This window comes from Devosia sp. YIM 151766, assembly GCF_030285925.1.
Lineage (GTDB): Bacteria > Pseudomonadota > Alphaproteobacteria > Rhizobiales > Devosiaceae > Devosia.
Map to the genome: position 1 here is coordinate 2394816 of NZ_CP127251.1, position 14914 is coordinate 2409729.

The window sequence follows — 14914 nt, forward strand, 5'->3', positions numbered from 1 at the left end:
CCGCTCGGCCTCTGGCTCGACGGCGGGCTGGCGGTTCTGGGCGCCGTGGCGCTGATCGCGGCGCTGCCGGGCGGGGTCATGCCGGGACATTACTGGCTGGCGCTGGTATCGGCCTGGGCCTTTGCCTGGCTGTTCGTCGAACGGCTGTCTGCCGCCATCAGGGCGGGGCAATTGCCCGAAACCGGAACCGGGCTCCTCATCCCGGTGATCTTCGGGCTGGCGCTGCTGGTGGTCTGGGAAGTGGTCACCCGCGGCGCCAATGTGCCGCCGGTGCTGCTGCCGCCGCCATCGTCCATCGGGGCGCGGCTGGCCGCCGAGACCAATATCCTCTGGGCCGATTTCGTGCAGACCTTCATCAAGTCGGTGCTGCCCGGCTATGCCATTGGCTGTCTGGCCGGGCTGCTCGTCGCCATCGCCGTCGACCGCTCGCCCTTCCTCAAGGCGGGGCTGCTGCCGATCGGCAATTTCATGTCGGCGCTGCCGATCATCGGCATCGCGCCGATCATGGTCATGTGGTTCGGCTTCGACTGGCAGAGCAAGGCGGCGGTCGTCGTCGCCATGACCTTCTTTCCCATGCTGGTCAATTCCGTGGCCGGGCTCAATGCCGCCTCGTCCATGGAACGCGACCTGATGGAAACCTATGCCGCCTCCTATTGGCAGACCCTTATGAAGCTCAGGCTTCCCGCTGCGGGCCCCTTCATATTCAACGCCCTCAAGATCAACTCGACTCTGGCCTTGATCGGCGCAATCGTAGCGGAATTTTTCGGAACGCCCGTCGTGGGAATGGGCTTCCGGATTTCGACCGGGGTGGGGCGTCTCGCCATCGACCTGGTCTGGGCGGAGATCGCCGTTGCGGCGGTCGCGGGGTCCGCCTTCTACGGGGTGATCGCCCTCATCGAAAGGGGCGTCACCTTCTGGCATCCGTCCGTCCGTGGTGGGCGGGCGTAAAAGGGAAAAGGGAACGACAATGAAGAAGAACATCATCACGGGACTTCTGGCCGGCGCGCTGGCGCTGTCCGCCGCCCCGGCCGCCATGGCCGCCGATGCGCTGACGCTGCAACTCAAATGGGTGACGCAGGCGCAGTTTGCCGGCTATCTCGTCGCCGAGGCCAAGGGCTTCTACGACGAGGAAGACCTCGACGTCACCATCCTGGCCGGCGGACCCAATATCGCGCCGGAACAGGTGATCGCCGGCGGCGGCGCCGATATCATCGTCACCTGGATGGCGGCCGGCATGGCGGCGCGCGAAAGCGGCGTGCCATTGGTCAACATCGCCCAGCCCTATAAGCGCTCGGGCCTGATGATGATCTGCCCGACCGAAACCGGCATCACCTCGGAAGCCGATTTCCCCGGCCATACGCTGGGCGTCTGGTTCTTCGGCAATGAATATCCGTTCTTCGCCTGGATGAACAAGCTGGGCCTGGCCACCGACGGCTCGGAAGGCGGCGTCACCGTCCTGCAACAGAGCTTCGACGTCCAGCCGATGATCCAGGGCCAGGCCGATTGCATCTCGGTCATGACCTATAACGAATATGGACAGGCGCTCGATGCCGGCTATGGCCCGGACAACCTGACCATCTTCAACTATACCGAGATGGGCAACGACCTGCTCGAGGACGGGCTCTACGTCATGGAGGACAGCCTCGACGATCCGGCCAAGGTCGACGCCTATACCCGCTTTGTCCGGGCCTCGATGAAGGGCTGGGCCTATGCGCTCGACAACCCGGAAGAAGCCGCCGAGATCGTGGTCGAGGCCGACGATACCGGCGCGGCCGAATATGATCACCAATTCTATATGGTCAACGAAGTGACCAAGCTGGTCGATCCCGACGACGCCGCGCTCGACATGGAAACCTATGAGCGCACCGTGCAGGCGCTGCTCGACCAGAACATCATCACGGAAACGCCCGAGGGCGCCTATACCACCGTGGTGACCGACGGGCTGGAGTAAAATCGTCCAATTGCCGAACCAGCGGGCGGGGAGCGATCCCCGCCCGTTTCGTTTGGGCCGGGCCGCGCGGAACGAAATCTCGCCCTAAGCAGTTGATTGCGCACTGGAGCCTGTTCCGATCCGCCAGGGTCGGGTCGGCAGCTCCAAGACTTGTCCAGCGTCACAACAAGAGGGCTTTTCCTATGAACAGCATCGTCTATCTCGTCGGCCTGGTGGTTATCGTCATGGCCATCCTGTCCTTTATCGGCCTCGCATGAGCCCGGCCCAGAGGAGGACAGAACATGAGCATTGAAACACCGTCCGGCATCGCCATTGTGGAAACCGGCGCCGCCGAAGGCCGCGAAGCATCCGGCTATGTCGATTGGCCGGCCATTTTCGCCGGCATCATCTTCGCTTCGGCCATTTCGCTGGTGCTGATCAGCTTCGGCTCGGCCATCGGGCTTAATTTCGTCGACTTCAATGCCCGCGCCGGCGCTCCGGCCGTGCTCATCGGCATCGCCGCCGCCAGCTGGTTCCTGTGGGTGCAGATTTCGAGCTTCATGGCCGGCGCCTATGTTACCGGCCGGCTGCGCCGTCGCCATTTCGACGCCACGGAAGACGAGAGCGACATGCGCGATGGTGCCCATGGCCTCCTGGTCTGGGGCGGTGGCATGCTTGTCGGCGCCATCCTGGCCGTGGGCGGCCTCGGCGCCGTGGCCAGCGCCATGGGCAGTGCCGCCGCCACGGCAACTGTCGCAGCTTCGAACGTCGCCGAGGATGTCGTCGATCCCAACGCCTATTTCATCGACGGCCTGTTCCGCGCCGACAATCCGGTCGATCCGGGCGTGGCCCGCGACGAGGCCGGACGCATCTTTGCCCAGGCGGCGCTGAATGACGGCACGATCTCCCCCGAAGACCGCACCTATCTCGCCAATGTGGTGGCGGCCAATACGACCCTGACGCCGGACGAGGCGCAGGCCCGGGTCGACCAGACCATCGCCAATGTCGAGGCCGCGCGCCAGGATGCCATCGAGGCGGCACGCATCGCCCGCAACACGGCCATCATCGCCGCGTTCCTGCTGGCAGCCTCGTCGCTGGTTTCGGCCATCGGCGCCTATTGGGCGGCCCAGAAGGGCGGCAATCACCGCGACCGCAACACCGTCTTCGCCGACGTGTTCCGCCGCTTCTAAACCCGCCGAGAAAGGAGAAAATCCATGTTCAGAGGTCTCGCGCTTTGGCTGCTCGGCGTCCCCATCTGGCTGATCATCATCTACTTCCTGGTCACCTGACCGGAACGGAAAAGCGGGGCGAAAGCCCCGTTTTTCTTGCTCTTGCCCCCTCCCCACGCTCGTCCCTCGTGCTTGACGCGAGGGTTTTTGTTTGTGGAATCCGCCGCAAGAGCCCTCGCGTCAAGCGCGAGGGTGACGGTCTGAGAGAGAGGCGAGGGTGACGGTCTGAGAGAGAGGCGAGGGGGACGATCCGAGAGAGAGACGAGGCTTAGGGCCTCACGTTCCGAAATAACTGGACCGGGCGCCCTCCCCAAAAATCACACAAATCCACTTCCGCCTGCTTCGGCGTCGGGCTAGCTTCGTGCCCGCATATCAGGGAGAATCGTCGCGCATGTCCGCCAAGCGTCTCGGCATCGGCTTCATCGGCACCGGCAATATTTCTTCGGCCTATCTCAAGGCTATTCTGGGCAAGGATGGCCTGCCGGGCTTCGCCATGCTCGATGTCAGGGGCCTGGCCGATATGCGGGAGGATGCAGCGCAAGCCCGGGCCAGCGAATTCGGCCTGAAGGCCCTGAGCGTCGACGACCTGCTGGCCGATCCCGAAATCGCGCTGGTGGTCAATCTCACCATTCCGCGCGCCCATGTCGGGGTGGGGCTCAAATGCCTCGCCGCCGGCAAGCATGTCTATTCGGAAAAGCCGCTGGGCATCACCTTCGCCGAAGGGCGCAGACTGCTCGACGCCGCCGAGGCGGCGGACTTGCGGATCGGCTCGGCCCCCGACACGTTCCTGGGCGGTTCGCACCAGCAGGCCCGCGCCATTGTCGATAGCGGCGCGCTGGGACAGATCGTCGGCGGCACCGCCTTCTTCCAATGCCCGGGCCACGAAAGCTGGCATCCCGATCCGGCCTTTTATTACGATCTGGGCGGCGGGCCGATGCTCGATATGGGACCCTATTACATTACCGACCTGGTCAACCTGCTGGGGCCGGTGGCCCGGGTATCGGCCATGTCCTCGCGTCTCAGGGACGAGCGGACCATCACCTCCGAACCCAAAAAGGGCCAGAAAGTGCCGGTTCGGATCGACACCCATGTCACCGGCTCGCTGGGCTTTGCCAATGGCGCCATCGTGCAGATCGCCATGAGCTTCGACGTGGCGGCGCACAAACATCCGCCGCTGGAAATCTACGGCACCGAGCAGAGCCTGATCGTGCCCGACCCGAATTTCTTCGGCGGCCAGGTGGAAGTGCGCCAGCGCGGACGCGAGCAGGACTGGGTGCCGGTCGCGGTCGAGCAGGGCTATGCCGATGGCAATTACCGCTCGCTGGGCGTGGCCGACATGGCGCTGGGCATTCTCGATAACCGCCCGCACCGCGCCAATGGCGCATTGGCTCTGCACGTGCTGGAGGTCATGGAAGCCTTCGAGCATGCCGCCCGCGACGGCCGCACCATCGCGATCAAAACCCCGGTCGCGCGCCCCGCACCCCTGGCCGAGAATATCCGGGACGGCAGGCTGGGATAATTGAAGTCCTTCAAGCCGTCTTGGCCTTGGCTTTAGGTCTGGAGAACGCGCCCCCCTGCACGGCCATGGCCAGGACCAAAATGACCACGGCGCCCTGTATCATGTCCTGCGTACCGCGGGGCAGGCCCATGATTTGCATCAGCGTGACCACCAGAACCAGCAGCACAGAGGCAAACAGGGTGCCGGCAGCCGTCGCCGAACCGCCGAAGATCAGGGTGCCGCCGATGACCACCACCGCCACCGATTGCAAAAGGTAAGGCTGTCCCATTTCCAGGAAGGCGCCGCCGACATAGGCCCCGAGCAACAGGCCGTTGAACGCCGCCAAAACGGATGAGACGACAAAGGCCGTCGCAACCACCCGATTGACCTTGATGCCGGCAAGAGCTGCCGCGCTACGGTTCTGCCCGACGGCCGACAATTGCTGCCCATAGGCGGTCTTGCGCAAAATGATGGCAAGGCAGATCGCCAGAGCCATGGCGACCAGGGCCATATTGGGGATGCCCATGAGCCGGCCGCTGGCAAACTGCCTGAGGAGCGGGCTTACCGTGGCCCCCTGCAGCGAACGATTGGCCAGAAGGGTAGCCGTCGCCAGAATATAGCCGGATGCCAGCGTGGCAATGATAGCGGGGATGCGGACCGCGATCACCAGCAGGGCATTGACGAGGCCCACGGCAATGCCCAGGCCAAGCGTGGCCAATAGCCCGACAAACAGCATCTCGTCGGAGCCGCGGATGATCAGCATGCCCATATAGGCGCTGAGGGTCATGACCGTCGCGACCGAAAGATCGATATTGCCCTTGCCCGTGGTGACCACCATCATCTGGCCCAGCCCGGCCAGCGCCAGAAACGAGGCCGACAGGGTTATGCCGGAGAGGCTGGCCAGGCTCCAGCGGCCGGTCACCAGGGCCAGCACCAGCCAGAGCAGCACCACCGCTATTGCGGACCAGACCCAGCGGTTGGTTCTCGTGAAATAACGCAGGGTGTCCATCAGTTTTCCTCCGTATCCTGGCTGGCGAGGCTGCGCAGCGCCAGAATGGCGAGGAGAACCCCGCCCTGGGTGGCGGCGTTGAAATCGCTGGACACATTCAGGATGCCGAGCAGAGCACCGATCAAGGATAGGGTTACCGCGCCGACCACCACGCCGAGCGGCGAGATGATGCCGCCGAAAAGGGCGCATCCGCCCATGACCACCGCCGCGACGCTGAGCAGGGTATATGAACTCCCCGAATTGATGTCGCTGGCGGTATTGATGGCGGTCAGCACCATGCCGGCGGCACCGGCGAACAGGCCTCCGATGAGATAGCGGATGACGCCAAAGCGAAGCGCCGACCAGCCGCTGGTGGTCATGGCAGCGGGATTGTTGCCGAAGCCGCGCAGCACGACGCCCAGCGGGGTACGATCGATGAAAAGCGCCATGGCTGCGACGGATACCAGCAGGATAATGGCGGTGGGAATGCCGCCCAGCGACCAATTGACGATGGCGGCAAGCCAGGCCGGGCTGCTGCCGCCGGGCGTCGGCTGGATGGACAGCCCGATGCCCAGCCATATGAAGGACGCCCCGAGGGTGACGACGATGGCCGGTATCTTTCGGGTCTGGATGATCGCGCCCATGCCGGCATATCCCAGCACCGCCAGCGCAATGCAGCCGGCCCCAAGAAGCGGCTGCTCAAAGAGCAGGGTGGCGCTGAGAACGCTGACGAGACCGGCAAAGGCCCCTGCCCCGAGGTCAATCTCGCTGCCGCCAACGATGAACATCTGTGCGATTGCCACCAGCGCCAAGGCCACTGCAGGCATGAGCAACAGATCGAGACCGAAAGACGTCGCGACCATGGGGTTCGACCGGACCATGAGCGCGAAGACGATGGCCAGGCTGATATAGGGCATGGCGGTAACGAAGAGGCGGCGCCAGTCAAACGCCGGACGCTCGATCGCGGCTTGCCCGGCCGTTTCGCTGGTGAACGAGGCCTCGACGATGGACGCTTCGGTAATCTCGTCGCCGACGAGTTCGCGCACGATCTTCCCGCGAGACAAGACCAGCACGCGATCTGCTGTCAAAAGCTCCCGGTCTTCAGTGGTGTGCCAGACCATGATGCGGCCGGTTGGAACGATGTCATCAACCAGTTTGTAGAAATCCTGCTTGGTGGCGATATCGACGCCGCGCATCGGATCGTCCAGCAGGATGATGGGAGCGTCGTTCACCAGCGAGCGCGCGACGAGCGCCTTTTGCTGGTTGCCGCCGCTCAGCTCGGTAATTCCCGAGATCATCCGTTCCGGATCGAGGCGCAATCTTGATGCAGCCTCCACCGCGGCGGATTGCTCGGCGCTCGCCGATATCCAGGAGAGCCCTTGGCGCTTGGACAAGCGGCCGATGGAAATGTTGGAAAGGACATCCCATAACGGGAAAATGCCTTCCTTCTTGCGGTCGCCAGTCACGAAATTGGCGTCCGCGTGCCTCTTCACGCCGGGCCGATTGCCCTGGAAAATGGCATGGAGAAGTTCGGCCTGGCCGCTCCCCTCAAGCCCGGCAAGGCCGATGGTTTCGCCCCGGCGAAGCTCGATGACGCCGCCATTGTCGGTACGCCAGCTCGGATCGATCGTGATCAGGGCCTCGCCGCTGGCGGCGAGGGGGAGGTTGCGGTCGACCTGCGCAATGTCTTGGGAGCCCCCCATGAGGGTGACCAATTGCTCGGCGGAGGCTTCCACCGCGTCTCCGCGCCAGACAAGCTGGCCATTGCGGAGCAGCGCTATGCTGCTGGCCACCGCGATGATCTCGTTGAGCTTGTGACTGATGAAAATGAACGACATGCCTTCGGCGGCGCGGCGGGTAATATAGGTGCGCAACTGGCTGGACCGCTCGGGACCAAGCGACGAGGTCGGCTCATCCAGAATGATCAATTGTACGCCGGGCGTGGCGCAAGCCCGCGCGATTTCCACCATCTGGCGTTCGCCGATATTCAGCCGAGAAATGGCGGCGCTCACATCGATGCGGTGCTCGGGGAAGACATCGTCCAGCGCCGATTGCGCCCGGTCGCGATAGCGGCGGCGCCAACCGGGTGCCGCATTGCTCCCTGCCGGCGCTTCGATGAAGAAATTTTCGACAACAGAAAGATTGGTGCAAAGGGACAATTCCTGATGCACCATGCGGATTCCGTGCCTTTGGGCGACGGCTGCATTGTAGCCGGCAAACGGGATACGCTCCCCGGCAATCGCAATCTCGCCCAGTGTCGGTGGCGTCGCGCCGCAGAGAATGCGCATGAGCGTCGATTTGCCGGCGCCGTTGCCGCCGACCAGCCCCACCACTTCGCCCCGCGCCACGGTGAGATCGATCTTGGCATTCGCCAAGGTGGGCCCATAGCTCTTGGTGATATCCTTGAGAACAAGAAAATCTGGAGCGCGATGGACCGAGGGAATATCGGTCAATGGTGCAGGGGCAACCGCAGCGGGCATGTAGCAACCTTCAGTTGGAAATATTACCGGAGGCCCCGTTGGGCCTCCGGAGATGCCTGGCGTTCGGGCGAGGGCTATTCCGACAGCAGATTGGTCTGCACCCATTCCAGCGAATAGGAGGGGCTGATGATCCGGCCCGGAGGGACATCAGCATAATCCGCCAGATTCTCGTTGGTGACCGTGGCTACCGGCATCAGCATTTGTTGGGGCGCCTCGGCACCCTGAAGCAGCGAGAGGCCGAGCCAGAACGCAGCGCCGCCAATGCCCGGGGTCGTGTTCATTGAAATCGTCTCATAGCCGTATTCTTCATTGGCTTCCGCCCACCAACGAACGAAGTCAGTGCCGCCGCCGCCTTCGATAATCGGCATGGCGCCTTCATATTCACCGCCATATTGTAGAAATGCCTGGGCGATACCGACGTCATCGCTGCCGCCCTGCCCCAGAACCGCGTCGACACGCGGCAGGCTTGGCAGGACGTTGGCGATGGCCGATTGTGCGACCGATGCCGTTGCCTGACCATAAACTGTAGCGACAACATTCACGTCCGGATATTGTTCAAGCACCGATTGCTGGGCGGTGTACATGGCCTCATCCGGCGCCGACCCGGCAACGCCGCGAACCACAATCACATCGCCTTTGCCGCCGATCATTTGCATGACGGCTTCGGCCTGCTCGGCCTTGTAGCCGAGGAAATCGAAATTCAACTGATAGTTGCAGGGAGCGGAGGCTACCGAGTCAAAGCTGATGACAATGATACCGGCGGCACAGGCGCGCTCGATCATGCCATTTACCGCGGTTTCGGACGCCGCATTGATAGCGATGACGTCGACATTTTTGAGGATCAGCTCGGCCATCTGGCTGTTCTGCTGAACGACGCTGCCGTCGCCATTGAGCACGATGTAATCGGCAATCTGGCCCGCCGCCTTGGCTTCCTCGGCGGCCTCTTCAAAGGCCTCCACCATCTGATGGCGCCAGGTATTGCCGTAGAACGAATTGGCCAGGGCAATGACCGGCGCTTCCGGCGACGCGAAGGCCGGGGTGGCAATAAACGCCAAAGTACCAAGGGCGCTGCCAACCATCGCGTGTGCGAGTATTTTTTTCATGTTCACTCCTCCTCCTATCGAAACAGGTCCTGAATAAGACCAGTTCTTAAAGTTCATGTCATTATACCAGTTGACGGAACATGGCTAGCTCCGGCCGTCCTTATAGGCAGCGCCACCGCCGGATCTGATCCAACCGAAATAGTCGGGCGTCCCCATCTGGCCGCCCTTGAGCGCCAGTTGCAGCGGACGATTTAGGGATCCATGAGCAACGCAAAGCGCCGCCCCCGGAATAGTGGGCGCCAGCGCCGTCAGCGCGTGAACCCCCAATTGCTGCGTGGCATGGCCGGAGGTGTCGCCCCCGGAAACCACGGCTCTTGAAATGCTGGCTTGTGCCAGCAGCCGTTTCAGGACCTGCCCCAGCGCGATGCCAATTATCGAATTGGCCTCCGCCAAATCGAGTGTGGAGGCGCCGATGGCTGCGCGGAAGGCTGCGACGGCGGGATCGTCGGGGCCTCGGGCGCTGTGTACGAGGACGCTCTGCCCCGTCGACAGCACGGCTTTGGCTTCGCTGACCGCGCTCTCGACAGCAATATCCAGATCCGCCGGATTGGCGATAGAGGCGGCGTCGAAAGCGACCAGGCCAAATCCGTTATTGCGCGCCCACTCGATCTGCTCAGCAGTAATTGCGGACACCGAGCCGGAAACGGCTGCGATCTGGGCGACAGTTCCGGCTCCCGGCGGCATTGGCCGTTCGGACAAGGCGGAAATGGCGTTCCAATAGGCGATGAGGGCGTATTCCACCCCTTGTGAGCCCAGAACCAGCGGCGCTTCGGACCGGCATTCCCAAATCAACTGCCCCGCGGCCACGAGGTCGGCATGATCGATCGTATCGAGCGTTATGAGCTGGGCCCCCTGGGCGCGGATAGTTTCGAGAGCAGCGAAACCTCTATCCCTTGCACGCAGACCCAACAGGTCGACACAGCCGGTCTTCAGCGTCGTCTGGGCCGCGATGTGACGCGCAACATCGCTCTCCTTCATGGGGGTCACCGGATGCCGGCTCATGACCGGGTGGCGATCGAGGCGCGTGATCCCGTCATTCGAACTGGCGAAAAGATGCCCAAATGCCTGATAGCGGCCGATCGGAGGGGCTGCGACGAGCATCGGGGACCAGGTGCTGTTCAAAATAGGCAAGGCTATATCGGCCGCTCGTCCGATCGAGCCGATCTCCGGAGAGGAATCCAGCGTCGAGCAGATTTTGTAATGAACCAGGGGCGTTTCGAGCATCGCAAGGGCCCCGAAAACCCGGGGCAGATGCTCGTCCATCCAGGTCGGCGAGCAGGACCGCGCCACGCCGGCAATGCCGATGGCACGCACATTCGGGAATGCCGCCAATTGCTCTGCACTCGGCACATCGAGAAACAGCACTGATTCCACCCCGCCAAAGGCGAGAACTTCGAGAACTGCCGCGGAACCCGTATAATCGTCGCCATACCAGGAGATGAGGCGACCATTGCCAGGAATGGTCATCTGCTCAATCTTTCCAAAGCGCGCGCCAGAGCGGGATGGTCTTTGGCATAGCTTGCCAGGGGAACGCCGGCGACAGTAGCCTGCCAGCTTTCGCGGAGACTCTGGACCCCCTGGCTGATGCCATCGGGATGCGCCACCACGCCGCCGCCGGCGGCATAGATTAGATCGAGAGAACCCAGCGCCGCATAGGTGTCGGGTGGCTGGCTTACCGTCTGGCCAGAGGAAAAGACCGGCATCGCGATGCAGGGCGATTGCTCCGACATCGGCGTAAGACAGGCGCGAGCGGAAGCAGTAACGCTTGCATCATCCTCTGAGAACTTATTGCGCAGACCGTTGACATGCATGTGGTCGGCGCCGGCCAGACGCCAGATTTTTTGCCAAGCGACATAGGACCAACCCAGAAGCGGATGGCGCGACAGGTAGCCCCAACCGTTGCGATGGGCGTGGATGGGCAATTGTGCATGTCGGCGAAGTTCGATCATCCCCACCAGACCCACCGAATTGAGACTGGCCATGACGCAGGTGCCGCCCTTTTCGAGGACGAGGTCGTGATGACGTTTCATCTCATCGAGGTCACCGGTCACATTGAACGCGAACATGACCTTCTTGCCGGTGCGGTCGGCATGGGCGTCGATGACGGCCATGACGGCATCCACGCGCTCCTCAAACGGGCAATGAGGGCCGTTCGCCTGCAATTCATCGTCCTTGATGAAGTCGATGCCGCCGTCACACAGCACTTTCACCAGCGCTGCGGTTTCCGCGGGTCCGAAGCCGACGCTAGGTTTGACGATGGTGCCAATCAGCGGGCCAGCGTCGATGCCAGTCAGCGCCCGCGTACCAGCGACGCCGAATTGCGGCCCCTGATATGCCGAAAAAAACGCGGCGGGCAGCTCGATGTCGAGCAGGCGAAGACCGGAGAATTGCTGCAACTCGAAAAGATTGCCGGCAATTGTGGCGATCAGGTTAGGCAAGGACGGGCCCATATTCGCCAACGGCCAGGACAGGGTCACGCGGGCGCGTTGATAGCGGCCGCCGGCGGCAGCCGGCTTGGCGCCCGGCAAGGAAGGGTGCTCGACGGTATCGAGCATTTCCAACGCCACGATCTGGGCGCCCGCGCGCGCGGTGAGTTCGGGCGTTTCGCCCGGGACGGCAACGAAAGTGCCCGACGATTGCTCGCCAGCCATGATTTCGGCTGCCTTGCGGACATCGATGGCCGTTTCGATCAGATAATGAGCAATGATGCGATCACTCACGAGGACGATCCTTCCGCATGAAAGTTAGGGAACGGCTGGGCTGGACAATAGGCAGGTGGCCGGACGCTCATGATTTATTCCGGAACAAGTCGCCGGTTCCGCTACTGGCAAAAGCCACGGCATAGGGGCCAAGAGCGATGGCGGTGCCGGATTGCCGAGGGCTCTCATTCAGCCATTGGGCAGCATTTTGCGCCCGATCGAGGACCACATAGCGCGCGGTTCGCGGCAAGAAGATGCGTTGCGGGTCCGGCGTCAGATTGGCCAGGATGACGCTCTCCGTGTCACCCGATCGCGCGGCCACGGCGGCGCACCAGTCCGGCGCTTCCACAGCGCGCCGGTCGAGCCCAGCGAGACGGCTGAGCCCCAAAAAGGCATGATAGGCGGGAAAAATGCGCTGCCCCTCCACCAGACCGAAGGGACCCGATGGCGCTGCCAAAGCCAGAGATTCAACGCCGCTGGCCTGAGTGGCCGCAACGGCGCCGACCATGAAAGCGGCAGCGAACAAACCTTGCTGGCGCGGGTCATGCATCGCCATGGGACAACGAATGCGTTCCGGATTGTCCGCGACATCTTCGCCATAGGGGTTGGAACGCATGCCGATGGACACCAGGCCGAGACGATATGGCCGCCCTGCCGCCAGTTTCTCGGCGCTTGCAAAAATGTGAGGCAAGGCCTCCAGGCTTTGCATCACCGAGCGATCGTCTGCGGCGTGGACGATGGCCGTAGTATTATGGGTCACGAAATCGCCCGCAGAGGCGGCGGCCGGATACCGGTTGAGCTCGGTGAAATTGGTCAGAACACCGCCCCCGATCAGGGACTTCCTGAAAATGCCGCGGGCCATAGAAGCAGCGTCAACTGGAGACAGGCTTGTCGGCCAGGCGCCGTCCGGCTGATAGCTTTTGAGATAGGCGGCAGGCAGGGCGACAAGACATCGTGGGATGCGAGACGCATCGTCCATATAATCGTGCAATCGCCGCAGACATTGTCCAGCGTCATCGGCGCCGTCCGGCAGGACAACTTCCAGATCCAGGTCCGAGGATGAGATGGATTTGAGAAGAGCATGCAGCGCCTCAGGCCATCGCCGGTCGGTGAGATCGAGGCGGAGGAGCGCCGGCAGGTCGGCAAAAGCTTCCAATGCCGACGAAGTGCCTTGCCACCCATCTTCCAGGGCAAGAGCGATTTCGGGAACCGGCCGATAGGTCGAGGAGCCGAGAGCAAGGGCTGCCGAAGCGGCGCCGGCCTGGACGACGCCCTCGCCTCCGATGGTGATGTCGATGGATTGGCGAATATGGGAGCCTGGCGCGAGGATATAGGGGCGCTGCCACGACAGCGGGCGGCAATAGGTCTTGTACGAGGCGTCGGACCAGTTTCGCTGATCCTCCATTTCAAACACCTCGCCCGCAAAGTCGATCCTGGCGGATACGCCGTTGATCGACTGAGAAATGGACGCAATATCGAACAATGGCTGGCCGGCTGAAATCGGATCGGGAAAGGCGCTGTCCTCAACCCGGCCATCGGTGTGCCCGACGCGTATCGGCGCGCCGGCGAAGCCGGTAACGGGGTGCAGGATGACGAAGCCAGCGCGGTTGATTTCGATCGCGTCAAGCACATCGAGATCGAAGACGAGACAGACTGCTCCCTCGCCGGAGCAAACCAGGGAGAAAGTGCCCTCCAGCTTACCGTCTCCGGTGCGAAACCGGCGGCGATAGGTGAAGGCCGCGTTCGTCTGCTGCAGTTCCTCGTCCAGGGTCTGGGCGGAAAAGGTTCCCCAATTGCTGTCCCGAACGGGGTAGTCGACGCCCCGTAAAACCTCCACGCCATCCCAGAAGAGGCCGCGAACAGCGCCCTCCCCCAAGCAGAGCTCAAGCCTGCCAACATTGAGACGACGCAGCTCCGCCGGGGGCTGCATCGTGCCATAAATGTCCAGAACGTTGTCCACAGTCACCCGGATCGCCTCCCCCGGCGCACCTTTCGGCAGCGCCCGATTCCCTCAGGAATCCGCGCCGGGCGGATTGCAGATTTCCTTCACCGAAGCCAATACGGCCTCCGGCGCGAAAATGGCATCCAGCCAGTTCTCCTTGAAGATCACCGGGCGGGCAGCGGCGATGGCCTGCAAGGCGCCGTCGGAAAACTTGCCTTCCGGAAATTCCTCAAAAGCGATGCTGAGCTCGATATTGAGATGCCCCAGCATGAAGTCGCGGGCAGCTTCCTTCGGCACGCCACGGCGCACGGCCTCGTCGGTCGCCTCGCGAAGGGCAAGCGACAGGGTGGCGCCAATGGTTTCGGAAAGCGCCGGCTCGAGGATGGCAATCGCCTCGACCGTACAGCGATGCGCCCGCATGACCGGCTTATAGATGGTCCGCGCCACCTCCTCGCCGAGCGCATAATGCTCCTCCGGCCCCTGCATCAAAGCACAGACGATGTGCTGCTTGGCCGCGACGCCGCCGAAATAGTCCTTTTTGGCCGCCAAATCCGTTTCGTCATTGAACAGCGGCGGATGGCACGGATGGGTGATGAAATAGCTCACATCCTCACGCTCGGGCAGTTCGCCGGCATGCGGAGCGGCGGCATCGAGCATCACGATCACCGTGCCGGTTTCGACCTCATCGATGAATTGATGCAGGATCTTGCCGATGAGCCGGTCGGGAACAGCCAGGACGACGACCTCGGCGCCGGCCAGCGCCGCACTGCGATCGACACAGGCCACCCCCACCTCGTCAAGCAGACGCGCCTGCCCTTCGGGCGACACCTCGACATGGGCGACATCAAATCGCGAGCCCTGCAGGTTTTTCGACAGCCGGACGCCCATCTTACCACCGGCGCCCAACAGCGCGATTTTCGTCATTTTTTCACTCCCAATTCCGGCAAATGCCGCACGTTCTTTACGATGCCCAACGACGAGTTCGACACATTGTGGTACGGTCATTATACCAGTTATAGTGCCGCGACAAGCCTCGGCCGTTGTT

At 62.7% G+C, this 14914-nt stretch carries 11 protein-coding genes; 4 read left to right on the forward strand and 7 right to left on the reverse strand.

The features are described from left to right. Nucleotides 1-78: 78 nt before the first annotated feature. The 4 genes from O9Z70_RS11770 to O9Z70_RS11785 all read left to right on the forward strand — a co-directional run bounded on the left by O9Z70_RS11770 (nucleotide 79) and on the right by O9Z70_RS11785 (nucleotide 4678). Entirely contained in the window at nucleotides 79-948 is an 870-nt protein-coding gene (locus O9Z70_RS11770; RefSeq protein ID WP_286022004.1) for an ABC transporter permease, read from the forward strand. A 19-nt stretch (nucleotides 949-967) separates the two neighbouring features. Continuing rightward, nucleotides 968-1951, forward strand: a complete 984-nt coding sequence (locus tag O9Z70_RS11775) for an ABC transporter substrate-binding protein (protein ID WP_286019643.1) — start codon at nucleotides 968-970, stop codon at nucleotides 1949-1951. Between the two features lie 281 nt (nucleotides 1952-2232). Next, nucleotides 2233-3120: a hypothetical protein gene (locus O9Z70_RS11780; protein WP_286019644.1), complete on the forward strand. Its 888-nt coding sequence runs from the start codon at nucleotides 2233-2235 to the stop codon at nucleotides 3118-3120. A 430-nt stretch (nucleotides 3121-3550) separates the two neighbouring features. Beyond that, entirely contained in the window at nucleotides 3551-4678 is a 1128-nt protein-coding gene (locus O9Z70_RS11785) for a Gfo/Idh/MocA family protein (protein ID WP_286019645.1), read from the forward strand. 10 nt (nucleotides 4679-4688) lie between these two features. Here O9Z70_RS11785 and O9Z70_RS11790 read toward each other — a convergent pair whose 3' ends face one another. The 7 genes from O9Z70_RS11790 to O9Z70_RS11820 form a co-directional block, all read right to left on the reverse strand. Beyond that, nucleotides 4689-5666, reverse strand: coding sequence for an ABC transporter permease (locus tag O9Z70_RS11790; RefSeq protein ID WP_286019646.1), 978 nt, complete (start codon nucleotides 5664-5666; stop codon nucleotides 4689-4691). After that, complete coding sequence (locus O9Z70_RS11795) at nucleotides 5666-8125, reverse strand: ATP-binding cassette domain-containing protein (RefSeq protein ID WP_286019647.1); 2460 nt, start codon at nucleotides 8123-8125, stop codon at nucleotides 5666-5668. Before O9Z70_RS11795 ends, O9Z70_RS11790 begins: the two co-directional genes overlap by 1 nt. Nucleotides 8126-8199: 74 nt before the next feature. Next, the gene (locus O9Z70_RS11800; protein WP_502870198.1) at nucleotides 8200-9204 is read right to left on the reverse strand and encodes an ABC transporter substrate-binding protein; all 1005 of its coding nucleotides are present in this window, start codon (nucleotides 9202-9204) and stop codon (nucleotides 8200-8202) included. A 108-nt stretch (nucleotides 9205-9312) separates the two neighbouring features. Continuing rightward, the gene (locus tag O9Z70_RS11805) at nucleotides 9313-10695 is read right to left on the reverse strand and encodes a four-carbon acid sugar kinase family protein (RefSeq protein ID WP_286019648.1); all 1383 of its coding nucleotides are present in this window, start codon (nucleotides 10693-10695) and stop codon (nucleotides 9313-9315) included. Next, nucleotides 10692-11948, reverse strand: a complete 1257-nt coding sequence (locus tag O9Z70_RS11810; RefSeq protein ID WP_286019649.1) for a ribulose-bisphosphate carboxylase large subunit family protein — start codon at nucleotides 11946-11948, stop codon at nucleotides 10692-10694. Before O9Z70_RS11810 ends, O9Z70_RS11805 begins: the two co-directional genes overlap by 4 nt. Before the next feature lie 67 nt (nucleotides 11949-12015). Further along, nucleotides 12016-13893: a D-apionate lactonase family protein gene (locus O9Z70_RS11815; RefSeq protein WP_286019650.1), complete on the reverse strand. Its 1878-nt coding sequence runs from the start codon at nucleotides 13891-13893 to the stop codon at nucleotides 12016-12018. Between the two features lie 45 nt (nucleotides 13894-13938). After that, the gene (locus O9Z70_RS11820) at nucleotides 13939-14793 is read right to left on the reverse strand and encodes a phosphogluconate dehydrogenase C-terminal domain-containing protein (RefSeq protein ID WP_286019651.1); all 855 of its coding nucleotides are present in this window, start codon (nucleotides 14791-14793) and stop codon (nucleotides 13939-13941) included. Between the last annotated feature and the right edge of the window lie 121 nt (nucleotides 14794-14914).